The following is a 13,504-nucleotide window of genomic DNA, read 5'->3' on the forward strand; positions in this document are numbered from 1 at the left end:
GCGACTTTTGTCAATATAAAAAGGAGGAATATCCAATGAGAAACCTGAAGCGTGCTCTCAGCCTGGCTCTGGCTTCCGTTATGCTCCTGGGCATGATGGTCGTGGGCTCCAGCNCCTTGACGACTTCAGCGACAACGCTGAGATCGTCAACAAGGACGCCGTGGCGGTCACCTCTGCCATCGGCCTCTTTGACGGCTACGAGGACGGGTCCTTCGGCCCCGAGAACGTAGTCACCCGCGCCGAGATGGCCGTTATCATCAGCACCATGCTGTACGGCGCCGGCGTGAACGTCAACCAGTTCGCGGAGACCAATGTGTTCACCGACGTCCCTGCCTGGGCGCAGGGCTATGTGAACCTGTGCTCCAGCCTGGGCATCGTGGCCGGCGTGGGCGACGGCAAGTTTGACCCCAACGCCACCGTGACCACCGCGCAGGCCGTGCTGATGCTGTGCCGCGCCCTGGGCTATTTCCAGAACGCCGCTGACTTCGGCGACAACTGGATGCTGGCCGCCACCGCCAAGGGCACCGCTCTGGGCCTGTACGGCGACCTGAAGCTGACCGCCAACGAGGGCCTGACCCGCGACAACGTGGCTGAGCTGGTGTTCAACGCCCTGACCAAGGCCGTGCCCGTTCAGTACAACGAGCTGCTGGGCGTGTACTACAACGAGAACAAGGGTATCATCTACTCCCTGACCTTCTACTACACCGATACCCTGGGCTACAAGAACTTCGACCTGGTCTACAAGACCAACGAGAACACCGATTACGGCCGTCCCGGCACCACCTGGGGCACCGGCTCCTACCGGGGCACCTCCGCCACCACCGAGGGCAATGACTCCTACGGCCTCAACGAGGACGGCAGCCTGAAGCCCGAGAACGTGAAGATGACCTCCGATGACGAGATCATCACCGTGGCCGACACCCCCGACTATGTCTACACTGCCGGGACCAAGGAGAACGTGATCTATAAGGACCTGGGCAAGACGGTCGTCGAGGGCACCGAGAAGGGCGACTATGTCTATGACTGGGTCGCCTATGTGGACGGCGCCGAGCAGGAGGTTGCCGGCCGGCCCGAGAACGAAAAGGACCCCACCTACGAGTACACCGACAAGGGTGCCACCACCGAGATCTATGTTGACGAGGTCAACGAGACCGTCACCGTGGTGAAGATCAACTACTACCTGGCCGAGATCACCGATATCCGCTCCGACGATGACGGCGAGTTCGCCACCGTCCGCATGCTGGGCACCCAGGACCCCCTGGGCGACTCCGTGGACACCCGGAAGATCTACTGCAAGGGCTTCGCTGAGGACGACTATGTTGTCGTCACTGTGGATGTGGACGAGGACGGCGACGCCTTCGTGGCCACCATCAACGATCCCGCCACCGCCGAGGGCACTGTGACCCGCGTCAAGAAGGACGCCGATCCTGAGGAGGATCAGGGCAACTACGTCAAGCTGGACGACGGCAACCAGTACAACTACTCCAAGTGGACCGAGGGTGATGTGGACGGCATCAACGAGAAGCACCCCACCCTGGATATCGGCTACCGCCTGTTCCTGGACCCCAACGGCTATGTCATCGGCTTCATCGCCCTGGATGACTACTATGCCAACTATCTGTATGTGGACGCCGTTGACGTGTCCCTGAAGACCATCACCGCCAAAGTCGTCTTCACCGACGGCACCGCCAAGACCGTGGAGATCGATGACGAGTACATCGACCTGCACTCCGACAGACAGGACTTCACCATGGACCAGGATACTGTCCAGGCCATGCTGGAGGAGCACGTCTTCGCCTGGACCGTGTCCGATGACGTCTACACCCTGCGTCAGATCCTGCCCTACGCGAACGTGAACGACCGCGATGACGGCGACCTCTATGAGGACAACAACTACAAGGATACCGAGGACCACGCTGTCGGCAACGGAAACAACACCGCCGCCATCAACAGCGATAAGGCCTTCATCTATGTGAACGGCACTAAGTACATCGTGGACGAGAAGACCGCCTTCATCGACACCGATGAGAAGGTCCTGTACACCGGCTTCGAGAACGTCCCCGACTACGTGGACAACGATGCCACCGATCCTGTGAAGTTCTGGGCCATCGACAAGAACAGCGACGGCGCCCTGGACGTGGTCTTCGTCTACTCCGGCGAGGCCTCCAACAGCAACAAGACCTACTTCTATGTGGCTGATTGGGAAGCCTATGAGTCCTATGACAAGAACAAGATGTACAAGGAAGCCACCGTGTATGTGGACGGCGAGAAGACCACTCTGATCTTCACCGCCGATGCCCACCAGGAGATCACCACCGGCAAGTCCGGCCTGTATGTGGTCAACCGCACCAACGGCTCCGGCGTGGTCACCGACGCGGACAAGATCGCGGTCAGCGCGGTCCCCGAGGTGGTGGGCTCCAGAGCCTTCTCCCTGGGCGACAGCAACGCCGACCAGTGGACCGCCAACAGCGAGACCATCTTCGTTGTGGCCACCTATGAGCTGAAGAACAACGGCAAGGACCTGAAGAGCTCCGCTGACGTGCGCGTTGGCGACCTGAAGGACATGGAAGAGGACGACGACTACTACACCTATGCCTATGTTGCCAAGCCCGACGACAGCGATGACCCCGCCGAGCTGGTGTACATCGTCAAGCAGGAGAAGTCCGAGTACAAGGCCATCTCCCTGACCGTTGACGGCACCGCCGTGAGCGCCGCCGCCGCCACCCTGAAGGCTGGCGAGACCTACTCCTACACCTACACCGCCCCCGATGGCAAGCTGATCGACACCGTGGCCGGCATCGCCGCCGCTGACTACACCGTAGCCGCGGACGGGAAGTCTGTCGCCATCAGCTTCAAGGTGAAGGACAAGACCGACATCGCCATTACCCTGAAGAATGAGCCTGCGGCTCCTGAGACCCGTACCCTGACTCTGAAGGGCAACCTGATCGATCCCACACTTGCCACTGTCTGGACTGATGCCAGCACCGAGATCGAGGGCACCCCGATCAAGGAGTTCGGTAAGGTTACCGCCATGGAGTATAAGATCCCTGAGAACGCCACTGTGACCATCATGGATAGTGACATTACTGATGTGGGCACTGTGCGCATTAACGGTATCCTGATCGATACCGATGCTGGCGAGCTGACTTTCACCATGAGTGATAATCTGACCCTGACTGGCGCGCCTACTACGGGAGCTGCGGTGTTTACTCTTACCGCTGGCGAAGGTATCGTCCTGAAGGACGCTGACGGCAACGAGATCACTGGTCCTGTGGCCAGCGGAACTCAGGTGACCGTGGAGTCTGAGACTGGTTACTATCTCCAGGACAAGGTGGCTGATGCTACTGGTGTTGCTGACACCAACAAGGTCACTGTTACCGCTGACACAGCCGTGTACGCCGCGTCCAAGGTCGAGCTGAAGCAGGGTGCTGCTGCCACCTATGGCACGAGCAACACAGCTGTCAATGACGGCAACTATGTTGCACTGGGTACTGAGCTGAAGGTCACTGCCGCCGGCAAGTCTGGTGTTGTTGTGGGTACAACTGGCGACGCCATCACTACCTACGTTGTGACTAAGGACGATGTCGTTCTGAACGGCGCTTGGAAGGTCGAGCTGACCGATGTGACCGCGACGATCAGCGGCAAGGCTATCGGGGCCTATGTGGCTGACGGTCAGACCCTGACTGCGACCGTGGCCACCGGCGCCGGGACCAGTGTCATTGAGGTCAAGGGCAACAACAAGTTTGCCACTACCGCTTTCACCACCGGAACTGTGAGCGCGGACCTGGAACTGGCTGCTGCCACCTCCGTTAAGGTCGGTAATGGCAGCGGCGAGGTGACTTATGAGGGCTCCAACGGCAAGGATATTGAGGTCCTGGCTGCAAACGCCGACACCACCGCTTACGTGATGCCCGGCACCGTGCTGACCGTTAAGAATGCTGGCACCATTACCGGTGCTGACGATGTCACTGCCGAGGGTGTTTTCCAGACCTTTACTGTTGGCACTGTTGCGATTGAAATCGAAAATCCCTGATTTGACGCAGGTCAAGATCTAATAAGGGAAACCCCGGACCCAAATGGGTCCGGGGTCCCTTTTTACTTGCTTCGGACCTGTTCCTCTTACACGGTGCAAACGGGAGGACCAGGGGGAAACGTTACCCCTGCCTGCCAAGGCCCGGGACGCCAGGCGCAAAGCCGGAACAGCGCATTGACCCAAATGACGCAGGGCATCAGCGGCAGCGGCGCGAGACGCTGGTCAGTGCGAAAGCCTTGCCGCGCCGCTCAGGTCCAGGAGATCTCCGCTCGGTGTCTCCTGTACCGGGGGGCCGGGAGCGTCCCCCGGCGTCTCTTTGGTCCCTTTCTGGACCTTCAGAAAGGGACCCGACCCGCAGGGCGGGCACCTCCCGCCTTAGAAAAAGGCCAGGCAATAGTCGTACACCTTCATCTCCCCTCCGCTCCCACAGGTCAGCTCCAGCTGGATCTGAGCGGCTCCGCTGCCTTTCCCCTCCCATAGAAATTCATATTCTGAGCACCGTATCCCAGTGACGGTCTTATCTCTGCCCGCCCGGTGCAGCGGGAGCTCCTGACCGTTCAGCCGGGGCTGGACCGTGCCGCCGCTGAAATGTACCCACATCCGGGCCTGCGTCCAATCGGAGCTGCCCAGAGACAGAGGAAGTGTGGTGATCCCTCCGGTGCTTCCAGTGCCGTCCAGGCAGAGCACGCCCGCCCGGATCTCTGCACTTCCGCTCAGCGTGAGGTCCTCTGGGTGGAGAAACGCCTCATAGAGCATGGCTCTCTGTCCCAGATACTGCCCACGGTCCAGCAGGTCCAGGATCGCCAGCTGTCCTATATAGTAGGCCAGCTGGGGCACCGCCCGCACCAGCGGCTGTACCTGCTCCGCCAGCTGGCGGAGTGCCCCGTCGATCTTGGCGTTGTCGGAGTTGAAGTCCACCCGCTCCACCTTGTCTGCGGCCTCCCACTGGGAGAGCCCATAATACTGAGTCTGTCCGCTTGCCATAAAAAATCCCTCCTGTCCTGACTGGGCCCGGCAGATCCGGACCCGCTCAAAACCGGAGGGAAAAGCTGTTTTGTGAGACGTTTCAATACAAATTATGGAAGTAAAGCAGAACTGCGCCCATTTCTGCCCCGCCTGTGCGGAAGCCCCGGTATTGAGAGAGGCGGCCCGATGGCGGCAGCGGTGTGAGACGCTGGTCAGTGCGAAAACCTTGCCTTGCCGCGCCGCTCAGGTCCAGGAGATCTCCGCTCGGTGTCTCCTGTACCGGGAGGCCGGGAGCGTCCCCCGGCGTCTCTTTGGCCCCTTTCTGGACATTCAGAAAGGGACCCGCCCCGCAGGGCGGGCACCTCTATAGTCCGCCCGCGTGGGGCGGGCGGAAGGGCGCCACCTCATCGTCACGGCATCCGCCGTGACGCCTTCCCCCGAGGGAAAGGCTTTTGGGGGACACAGCGTGGGCCGAGCCACTCTCCCACAAAGGGAAGCTGCCCAAACAAGATGGAAGCGATCGTTTGGAAGGGGCGCACACTGTGCGCCCCTTCTGCTGTTTTTTGTGAAATTGGATTGACGGGAACATACAATTTTGGCGCCGGGGCTGGGAGTAGTAGGGGGCGCCGGGGCGGGCAGAGCTTTGGAGAGGAGAACGCTGTGGGCCCTTCAGAGAAAGGAGGGGGAGAGGGGATGGATCTGACGACGCTGGCTGTGGCGGGGATGTCGCTGATCGGGACGCTGGCGGGGACCTTTGGAGGCATCCTGGTGTCCAACAAGCTGACCACCTACCGCATCGAGCAGCTGGAGCAGAAGGTGGCCGCCCACAACAGCCTGGTGGAGCGGACCTACAAGCTGGAGGGGCAGATGACGGAGGTGCAGCACGACATCCGGGACTTAAAATCGGAGGTCCGGACATGAGCAGCACTGTGATCCTGGCCGCGGCAGCGGCCTTCGCACTGGGGTGCGTGTTCTGTCTGGGGCTGTGGTGGCTGTCCACCCACCGGTCCAAAAGGGGCCGCACAGAGACCATGAAGGCCACCGTCTGGCTGTGCCTGTGCAATGGCTGCGCCTGGGTGTGGTGCTCCTATCTGCTGGCCTATCTGGGCCGTGAGCAGATCGCAGAACAGCTATCCGGGAAAGCCGTCACAGAGATCATTGCCGTGATCCTGGCTTACGCCATCAAATCCATACTGGAGAACCTGAGCAAACATAACAACTGGCCGGATAGATCCGGCAAAAAGGAGGAAACGACCCATGAATGAACTGACCAACTATCTGCCCATGCTGCTGGCCCTGGTGCTGGCGCTGACCCTGGTGACCAACATCATCGTACAGGTGCTCAAGAGCCTGCTGTACGATATGCTCCCCACCAACCTGCTGGCCTTCCTGGTGGCCGCGGTAGTGACGGTGGGGGCGGGCTTCGGCCTGTGGTCCTATTACCGCTTTGCCATCACCGGCTGGATGATCGTGGCGCTGATCGCCCTCATCTTCCTGGTAGCCTTCTCTGCGATGTTCGGTTATGACAAACTGGTGCAGCTGATGGAGCAGGCAGGGTGGATCAAGGCACAGAAGTGAGGAGGCATCCTATGGCAACGGATGAAAAAATATTGGAGATCGCCCGGTCGCAGATCGGGACCAAAGAATCCCCGGCCAACAGTGACAACGTGAAGTATAACACCGCCTACTATGGGCGGGAGGTGTCCGGAAAATACCCCTGGTGCGCCGTGTTCGTCTGGTGGGTGTTTCGGGAGGCCGGGGCTCCCGAGTTGTACTACGGCGGCGGAGAGACCGCCTACTGTCCCATGCTGATGTCCTTCCACAAGAAGCAGGCGGTGACTGACTACCGGCCGGGAGACATCGTGTTCTTCAACTTCTCCGGCAAGAGCTCCGCCGGTCATGTTGGCATCTGTGAGAGCTGGGATGGGACCTACATCACCACCATTGACGGCAACACCGGCGGCGCCAGCGAGGACAACGGCGGGGCGGTGATGCGCCGCAGGCGGCATAAGAAATACATCGTGGGGGCATATCGCCCAGACTATGAGGAGGAAGAGAGCGTGACCTACGAGCAGTGGCTGGAGTACCTGGAGAGATACCGCAGGGAGGCGGCCGCCAAGAAGGCGTCCATGCCGGAGCTGTTGGCGGAGGCTGTGGAGCTGGGCTTGACGGACGGCAGCCGCCCCCAGGACCTTATGACCCGGGAGGAGGGCGCGATCATGGCCCGGGCAGCGGCGAAGGCCAGATAAAGCAGAGGAGCCGCCCCAATATGGGCGGCTCCTGACATCAAATTTGACATGATTTTATATGGGTAATTTTGATGCTGAATAATCATTCAACTAGGAAAAAATGGAGAAGCCTTACAGCCCGAGGGGGGAGGTGAAGTTGACAAACAGTTTCGAAGACGCACCTCAAGTCTGCACCTCAACCCAAATCGCGACCCAGCGTAAGCTGGAAAGGAAGAGCAAGGGGGCGGGCGGATGACGCTTTTTTGTGCGTGAGCATAAAAAAGCGTCGGAGCAAAGCGGACTTTGCTCCGACGTGGTGACCCAGCGGAGATTCGAACTCCGGACACCCTGCTTAAAAGGCAGGTGCTCTGCCGACTGAGCTACTGGGTCATGAAATCAATCAAACGAAAAACAGGACTGCCTCCGCAACTGCCGGACCAGAAAACACAGAAAAAAGTGGCAGGGATGGCTGGACTCGAACCAGCGAGTGAGGGAGTCAAAGTCCCTTGCCTTACCACTTGGCTACACCCCTGTATCTCCTGTATCTCCGTCAGATGGGGAGAAATTGAAAAGGCAAGGACCGGAGCCGACGCTCCGGCCCTTACGCCTTGAGGTCATATGGGGTGGGTAAAGGGACTCGAACCCTCGACCCTCGGAACCACAATCCGATGCTCTAACCAACTGAGCTACACCCACCATATAACAGCGACAGCAGAGGGAAGATGGCACGCCTGAAGGGACTCGAACCCCTGGCCCACTGCTTAGAAGGCAGTTGCTCTATCCACCTGAGCTACAGGCGCATATGGAGCGGGTGATGGGAATCGAACCCACGCGACCAGCTTGGAAGGCTGGGATTCTACCATTGAACTACACCCGCATGGGCGCCTCATTCTCTGTGTCAGCTTGAAAATGATACCACATGGAAGGGCGCTTGTCAATCCCTTTTTTCGATTTCGCCCTGCGGAGGACCTCCGCAGGGCGAAACAAGGATCACTGGGGGTGGGGAGCGGCGGGCTGGGAACGGCGGACCAGCACCCACTGGATCCGGTGGTCAGCTACCTGCTCCACCTGGAGGTCCAGGCCACCCGCCTCTACATGGGGACGGCTCCCATCTTCCGGAATGGTGCGGAGGCAGCTGAGCACCATCCCGCCCACGGTGTCGTAGTCCGCGTCCTCCGGGGGATCGAATCCCAGCTCTTCCGCCAGAGTGTCAACGCTGAGGCCGCCGCTGCACCGCCAGACACCGTCCTCCAGATGCTCCAGCTCCGGGGGCTCCGCCGGGTCGAACTCATCGTAGATATTGCCTACGATCTCTTCCAACAGATCCTCCAGGCTCACGACACCGGCCAATTCGCCGTACTCGTCGATGACCACCGCCAGATGTACCTTTTTGTGCTGCATATCCCGGAAGAGGTCGTCCGCAGAGAGAGTCTCCGGCACCAGGTAGGCCGGATGCATCAGCTCCCGCACAGTGCGGTGCCGGGAAGAGGCCATATCCAGCAGAAGATCCCGGGCGTTCAGGATGCCCAAATATCATTGAGATCGCTGCCATAGACCGGGAAGCGGGACAGCCCGGTGGCGCGGATGACGTCCAGGACCTCGCCGGGCGGGGTGTCCACCTGAATAGCGGTGACATCGCCTACCCGGGTCATGGCGTCGCTGACCGAGAGGTCGCCGAATTCAAAGACGTTCTGGAGCAGTTCCTTCTCCTCCGCATCGATGGCTCCGTTCTCGTTACCCAGGTCGATCATCATGCGGATCTCATCCTCGGTGACCTGTTCCTCCTCGTCCTCGGTCTTCATGCGGAGCAGACGGAGCACTCCATTGGTGGACAAGGAGAGAAGGGCCACCACAGGCCGGGCGATGAAGGCAAGCGTGGAGACCACCCGGCAGGAGAGACGTGCCATCTCCAGGGACTTCTGCATGGCGATGCGTTTCGGGACCAGCTCGCCGAAGATCAGAGTAAAGTAGGAGAGGATCAGAGTGATGACGACCACCGAGAAGGTATCCACCACGGAGATGGGGAGGGCGGTAAAGCCAAGATCCTCACAGATCCAGCGGACCAGATACTCGGAGAAGCTGTCCGCCGCAAAGGCGGAGCCGAGGAAACCGGCCAGCGTGATGCCGATCTGGATGGTGGAGAGGAAGCCGGCTGGCTGCTCCAGCATTTTCAGCAGCCTGGGAGCCAGTTTGTCCCCGCTCTCTTCCAACATCCGCAGCTTGTTTGCGTTGAGAGAGATCACCGCGATCTCGGTAGCCGCAAAAAAGGCATTGATCAGGATCAGGATGACCTGGACCAGCAGTTGTATGGCAATAGTTGACACGGATCGTTCCTCCTCAAAATTGGACATCAGGATGCAAAAAAGCACAGCCGGCCCTATCCTGGATAGGGCAGCTGTGCTTTTTTACAGTAATAAATCGGGTCGGGCGCAGTCGCTGTCTGTGTCCATAAACGCGGATAACTCCTTCGAGCCGGTCCGACCCCGAATGGGAGCGGCCGGCGATCCTTTCCCGCTGAGGGGCGGGATGATAAAAAGGATAAAGGAAAGAGGGGCCTGCGTCAAGAGAAAAGAGGCGGAATTAACGGCATTTTTACAGGGAGAGATCAAATCTTAGCACAGAGCGGCGTCACAGAAGCCGCAGCAGTCCACGCCGCCGATCTTTTTGACCAGAGGCGGGAGATAGTGCTCGGTCTGGGTGATGCAGCGGGGGTTGGTACAGACGGGCTTGGTTCCGATCTCCACAGCGGGAGGAGCGTCATCCCGGGGTTGGAGGGCCAGATGCTCCAGAAGGGCCATCCGGGCAAACATCCCGTAGCGGGCCTGCTGGAAATAGACAGCCCGGGGATCGTCATCCACGTCGATGGAGATCTCATCCACCCGGGGGAGGGGATGCATCACCAGCATGCTGGGCTTGGCCCGTTCCAGCTTGCGCCGGGTGAGGATATAGATCCCCTTGTTGCGCTCATACTCCAGGGGGTCTACAAACCGCTCCCGCTGGATGCGGGTCATGTAGAGGACATCCAGCTGGGGGATGACGGACTCCAGACCGGTGACCTCGGTGAACCACATATTGTTCTCACGCATGAAGACCCGCATATATTCGGGAACGGCCAGATCCCGGGGAGAGATGAGGAAAAACTTGATATCCCGGAACTTGGCCATGGCCTTGATGAGGGAGTGTACCGTGCGTCCGTTCTTCAGGTCGCCGCACAGGCCGAGAGAGAGGCCGTCTACGCCCCCCCGCAGGCGGGTGATGGTGGTCAGATCGGCCATGGTCTGGGTGGGGTGCATGTGGCCGCCGTCGCCGGCATTGACCACGGGGACGGCGGAGTAGAGGGAGGCGGCCTTGGCCGAGCCCTCCCAAGGGGTGCGCATCACCACTACATCAGCGTAGCCGGAGACCATCTTGATGGTGTCCTTCAGGGTCTCTCCCTTGGCAACGGAAGAGGAGTTAGGATCGGCGAAGCCGAACACCGTCCCGCCCAGGCGCAGCATGGCGGTCTGGAAGGAGAAGTTGGTGCGGGTGGAGGGCTCGTAAAACAGATTGCACGACACCCGGCCCTTACACACGTCCACAAATTGGGATGGGTCATCCATGATCTGGCTGGCCCGGGCATACAGGGCGTCCCACTCATGGCGGGGCAGGTCCCCAAAATCGATCAAATGACGCATCGCGCTCCACTCTCCTATCATCCGTATTCTTCGAGTAATCCTACCACAAACCGCCCTTTTCCGCAAGGCATCATGGAAAAGTCTGCCCCACTTTTTCCAAGGATGGACTCAGCTTCCGGGAAAACAGACCGCAGGCAGAAAAAGGCCCGGGACCTGGCCGTTAATGACAAAATTTGCCCGCATGAAAGCCACTCATTTTCGCTACCCTATGTAGCAGAGAAATGGAGGGCTGACCTTTGATCTGGGTTTGGAACTTTATCCTATACAGCTTTTTCGGCTTCCTGCTGGAGGTGGCCTACGCCCGGGCAACTGGAGGGCGGGGGGACCGAAAAAGCCTGCTTGTGCTCCCGCTGTGCCCGGTGTACGGCGTGGGGGCCTGCCTGATCCTGCTGCTCCCGCGGACTGTCATTCAGAATCCCTTTACGCTGTTCCTGCTGGGGGGCCTGGCGGCCACGGCGGCGGAATATGGGATGGCAATTTTGTACGAGCGGGGACTGGGCGTCTCCTTCTGGGATTATACCGGCCTGCCGGGCAGCATCCAGGGGAAGATATGCCTCCCCTTTTCCCTGGCCTGGGGGGCGCTGGCCCTCCCACTCATCTACTTCGTCCATCCGGCGGTGGCGCGGCTGACCGCCCTGATCCCGCCTGGGGTGACCTGGACGGCGGCCGCCACGGTGGCAGCGGACATGGCGGTGTCTGGGGTGCTGATGAAGGTGACTGGGAACCGGGACTGTCTGCGGTGGTATCAAAAGCGGGCGGAAAAGGCCCGGGAGGGTGGTTGACAGCCCTCTGAGAAACCGGTACACTGAAGCTGACCGCGGCAAGCGGGATCGGAGCTGGAAGGACTGGAGGGCCGGAAATGGAGGCAATTTACTATACTGTGAGCAATATTAATGGAGATTATGCCGAAATGGTATCGGATGATGGGCAGAAACACTCCCTGACCATGTTTCTGCTCCCGGAGGGGACCACGGTGGGGAGCCGGCTGAAGCTGGAGAACTTTCAATGGAGCCTGTGTGGATGAACAGAGCGGTCCGCGGATGGACCACTCTGACTGCGGGAAAAGTCCTCGATTTGCTCGCCGCAGCCCTTGCTCTGCAAGGGCTAGGGGATGTGATTCCATTCCAGGCGGGCTGCCGCCCCCTCGAGCTCTCCGGTCTCATCCTGAAACATCTGCCACTGAAAAAAGGGGATTCGAAATATACAGGGCCGCGGATGCACACCATCCGCGGCCCTGTATATTTGACGGGAAAAGGATCACTTATTGCTCCTGCGCCAGATGTGCATTTTTTCGGCGTCGGCAATGAGCTGCTCCCGGAAGTCGGGGTGGGCGATGGAGATGATGGCCTCCGCCCGCTCCCAGGTGGACAGGCCCTTCAGATTGATCATGCCGTACTCCGTGACCACATAGTGGCCGCAGGAGCGGGGGTCGGTGCAGATGGAGCCCTGGGTCAGGGTGGGGACGATGCGGCTCTTGACAGTACCGTCCTTGCCGGTGACGGTGGAGGACATGCAGATGAAGCTTTTGCCGCCGTTGGACAGGTAGGCGCCCATGGCGAAGTCCAGCTGGCCGCCGGTGCCGGAGATGTGCTTGATGCCGGCGGACTCGGCGTTGATCTGGCCGAACAGGTCTATGTCGATGGCGTTGTTGATGGAGATGAAGTTGTCGATCTGAGCGATGACCCGCACATCGTTGGTGTAGTCTACCGGGGCACCCATCACGTCGGGGTTGCGGTCGACGTAGTCATAGAGCTTCTGGGAGCCGGCGGCGAAGGCAAAGACCTGGCGGCCCTTGTCAAGGGCCTTGTGCCGGCCGGTGATCTTGCCGGCGGCCGCCATGTCCACGAAGCCATCCACATACATCTCCGTGTGGACAGACAGGTCCTTCAGGTCAGACTGGGCGATCATGGCGCCGATGGTGTTGGGCATGCCGCCGATGCCCAGCTGGAGGCAGGCCCCGTTGGGAATCTGGGGCACCACCAGGTTGGCCACGGCCCGGTCCACGTCGGTAGGCTCGCCGCCTGCGCCCAGCTGAGCCACGGGGGGATTGTCCCCCTCCACGACATAGGTCACGTCCTGGATGTTGATCTCGGTGCCGGTGAGGCCGTACACCCAGGGCATATTCTCGTTGACCTCCACGATAATGCACTTGGCACGGGACATCAGGTCGGCCAGGTGGGAGGCCGCCAGGCCGAAGTTGAAGTTGCCATGGGCATCCATGGGGGTGGTCTGGAGCATCACCACGTCCACAGGGGCCAGATTCTCCCGGTAGAAGCGGGGCAGCTCGGAGTAGCGCATGGGACTGAAGTAGCCCATGCCCTTGGTGATGATCTTGCGGTCGATGCCGCTGCAGTGCCAGGAGTGCCAGGTGAAGTGGTCGCCGGCGTCCTCCGCCTTGGCGATCTCGGGCATCCACATGGTGACGCCGCCCCGGACCTTTACATCGGTGAGCTCATCCCTGCGGGCGGCGAGAGCCTTGTCCAGGGCAATGGGATGGTTGGTGCACCAGGTGTAGTCCACCCAGTCGCCGGATCTGACCACCTTGACGGCCTCCTCGGCCGTGGTCAGCTTCTGCTGGTACATTGCTTGATAATCCATGAAAT

General features: G+C 60.1%; 12 protein-coding genes and 5 tRNA genes. 7 read left to right on the top strand and 10 right to left on the bottom strand.

From position 1 onward, the window contains the following. Window positions 1–160 precede the first annotated feature (160 nt). Window positions 161–4,033 (top strand): S-layer homology domain-containing protein, encoded by a 3,873-nt coding sequence (locus tag BN1969_RS05220; protein ID WP_050623339.1) that lies wholly within the window; start codon window positions 161–163, stop codon window positions 4,031–4,033. Window positions 4,034–4,408: 375 nt separating this feature from the next. On the opposite strand, the gene BN1969_RS05225 is transcribed toward BN1969_RS05220, so the two are convergent. Continuing rightward, complete coding sequence (locus tag BN1969_RS05225; RefSeq protein WP_050623340.1) at window positions 4,409–5,017, bottom strand: hypothetical protein; 609 nt, start codon at window positions 5,015–5,017, stop codon at window positions 4,409–4,411. 675 nt (window positions 5,018–5,692) lie between these two features. On the opposite strand from BN1969_RS05225, the gene BN1969_RS05230 reads away from it, so the two are divergent. From BN1969_RS05230 to BN1969_RS05245, 4 genes are read left to right on the top strand one after another with little or no spacing between them, the layout of a single operon-like run. Continuing rightward, the gene (locus BN1969_RS05230; RefSeq protein WP_050623341.1) at window positions 5,693–5,920 is read left to right on the top strand and encodes a hypothetical protein; all 228 of its coding nucleotides are present in this window, start codon (window positions 5,693–5,695) and stop codon (window positions 5,918–5,920) included. Beyond that, a complete protein-coding gene (locus BN1969_RS05235) occupies window positions 5,917–6,264 on the top strand; it encodes a hypothetical protein (RefSeq protein WP_050623342.1) in 348 nt (115 codons plus the stop codon). Before BN1969_RS05230 ends, BN1969_RS05235 begins: the two co-directional genes overlap by 4 nt. Then, on the top strand, window positions 6,257–6,577 hold the full coding sequence (locus tag BN1969_RS05240; RefSeq protein WP_050623343.1) for a hypothetical protein: 321 nt from the start codon (window positions 6,257–6,259) through the stop codon (window positions 6,575–6,577). Before BN1969_RS05235 ends, BN1969_RS05240 begins: the two co-directional genes overlap by 8 nt. 11 nt (window positions 6,578–6,588) lie before the next feature. Beyond that, window positions 6,589–7,248 carry a CHAP domain-containing protein gene (locus BN1969_RS05245; protein WP_050623344.1) on the top strand — a complete coding sequence of 220 codons (660 nt, stop codon included), beginning with the start codon at window positions 6,589–6,591 and terminating at the stop codon, window positions 7,246–7,248. Window positions 7,249–7,541: 293 nt separating this feature from the next. Here the strand turns inward: BN1969_RS05245 and BN1969_RS05250 are convergent. From BN1969_RS05250 to pyrB, 8 genes are all read right to left on the bottom strand, one after another. Beyond that, window positions 7,542–7,617, bottom strand: a tRNA-Lys gene (locus BN1969_RS05250). A gap of 67 nt (window positions 7,618–7,684) precedes the next feature. Continuing rightward, a tRNA-Gln gene (locus BN1969_RS05255) sits at window positions 7,685–7,759 on the bottom strand. An 87-nt stretch (window positions 7,760–7,846) separates the two neighbouring features. After that, a tRNA-His gene (locus BN1969_RS05260) sits at window positions 7,847–7,923 on the bottom strand. Between the two features lie 27 nt (window positions 7,924–7,950). Beyond that, window positions 7,951–8,027, bottom strand: a tRNA-Arg gene (locus tag BN1969_RS05265). Window positions 8,028–8,030: 3 nt separating this feature from the next. Continuing rightward, a tRNA-Gly gene (locus BN1969_RS05270) sits at window positions 8,031–8,104 on the bottom strand. A 113-nt stretch (window positions 8,105–8,217) separates the two neighbouring features. Beyond that, window positions 8,218–8,757: a transporter associated domain-containing protein gene (locus tag BN1969_RS18475; protein ID WP_242850281.1), complete on the bottom strand. Its 540-nt coding sequence runs from the start codon at window positions 8,755–8,757 to the stop codon at window positions 8,218–8,220. Continuing rightward, window positions 8,745–9,551, bottom strand: a complete 807-nt coding sequence (locus BN1969_RS18480; protein ID WP_242850282.1) for a hemolysin family protein — start codon at window positions 9,549–9,551, stop codon at window positions 8,745–8,747. Before BN1969_RS18480 ends, BN1969_RS18475 begins: the two co-directional genes overlap by 13 nt. Window positions 9,552–9,839: 288 nt before the next feature. After that, a complete protein-coding gene (pyrB, locus tag BN1969_RS05280) occupies window positions 9,840–10,901 on the bottom strand; it encodes an aspartate carbamoyltransferase (protein ID WP_050623345.1) in 1,062 nt (353 codons plus the stop codon). A gap of 236 nt (window positions 10,902–11,137) precedes the next feature. On the opposite strand from pyrB, the gene BN1969_RS05285 reads away from it, so the two are divergent. Together BN1969_RS05285 and BN1969_RS18205 are read left to right on the top strand one after the other, a co-directional pair. Further along, window positions 11,138–11,683 carry a putative ABC transporter permease gene (locus tag BN1969_RS05285; protein WP_050623346.1) on the top strand — a complete coding sequence of 182 codons (546 nt, stop codon included), beginning with the start codon at window positions 11,138–11,140 and terminating at the stop codon, window positions 11,681–11,683. A 77-nt stretch (window positions 11,684–11,760) separates the two neighbouring features. Further along, window positions 11,761–11,925, top strand: a complete 165-nt coding sequence (locus tag BN1969_RS18205; protein ID WP_187120328.1) for a hypothetical protein — start codon at window positions 11,761–11,763, stop codon at window positions 11,923–11,925. A gap of 233 nt (window positions 11,926–12,158) precedes the next feature. Here the strand turns inward: BN1969_RS18205 and BN1969_RS05290 are convergent, their stop codons facing one another. Then, window positions 12,159–13,499, bottom strand: a complete 1,341-nt coding sequence (locus BN1969_RS05290; RefSeq protein WP_050623347.1) for a butyryl-CoA:acetate CoA-transferase — start codon at window positions 13,497–13,499, stop codon at window positions 12,159–12,161. Window positions 13,500–13,504 lie beyond the last annotated feature (5 nt).

It is taken from the genome of Clostridium phoceensis (genome assembly GCF_001244495.1).
Taxonomy (GTDB): Bacteria; Bacillota; Clostridia; order Oscillospirales; family Oscillospiraceae; genus Lawsonibacter; species Lawsonibacter asaccharolyticus.

Excerpts from the sequence above, each read along its gene's own strand:
- BN1969_RS05225 (WP_050623340.1), bottom strand. The coding sequence starts at position 5,017 with ATGGCAAGCGGACAGACTCAGTATTATGGGCTCTCCCAGTGGGAGGCC.
- BN1969_RS05230 (WP_050623341.1), top strand. The coding sequence starts at position 5,693 with ATGGATCTGACGACGCTGGCTGTGGCGGGGATGTCGCTGATCGGGACG.
- pyrB (WP_050623345.1), bottom strand. The coding sequence starts at position 10,901 with ATGCGTCATTTGATCGATTTTGGGGACCTGCCCCGCCATGAGTGGGAC.
- BN1969_RS05245 (WP_050623344.1), top strand. The coding sequence starts at position 6,589 with ATGGCAACGGATGAAAAAATATTGGAGATCGCCCGGTCGCAGATCGGG.
- BN1969_RS18205 (WP_187120328.1), top strand. The coding sequence starts at position 11,761 with ATGGAGGCAATTTACTATACTGTGAGCAATATTAATGGAGATTATGCC.
- BN1969_RS05290 (WP_050623347.1), bottom strand. The coding sequence starts at position 13,499 with ATGGATTATCAAGCAATGTACCAGCAGAAGCTGACCACGGCCGAGGAG.
- BN1969_RS05235 (WP_050623342.1), top strand. The coding sequence starts at position 5,917 with ATGAGCAGCACTGTGATCCTGGCCGCGGCAGCGGCCTTCGCACTGGGG.
- BN1969_RS05240 (WP_050623343.1), top strand. The coding sequence starts at position 6,257 with ATGAATGAACTGACCAACTATCTGCCCATGCTGCTGGCCCTGGTGCTG.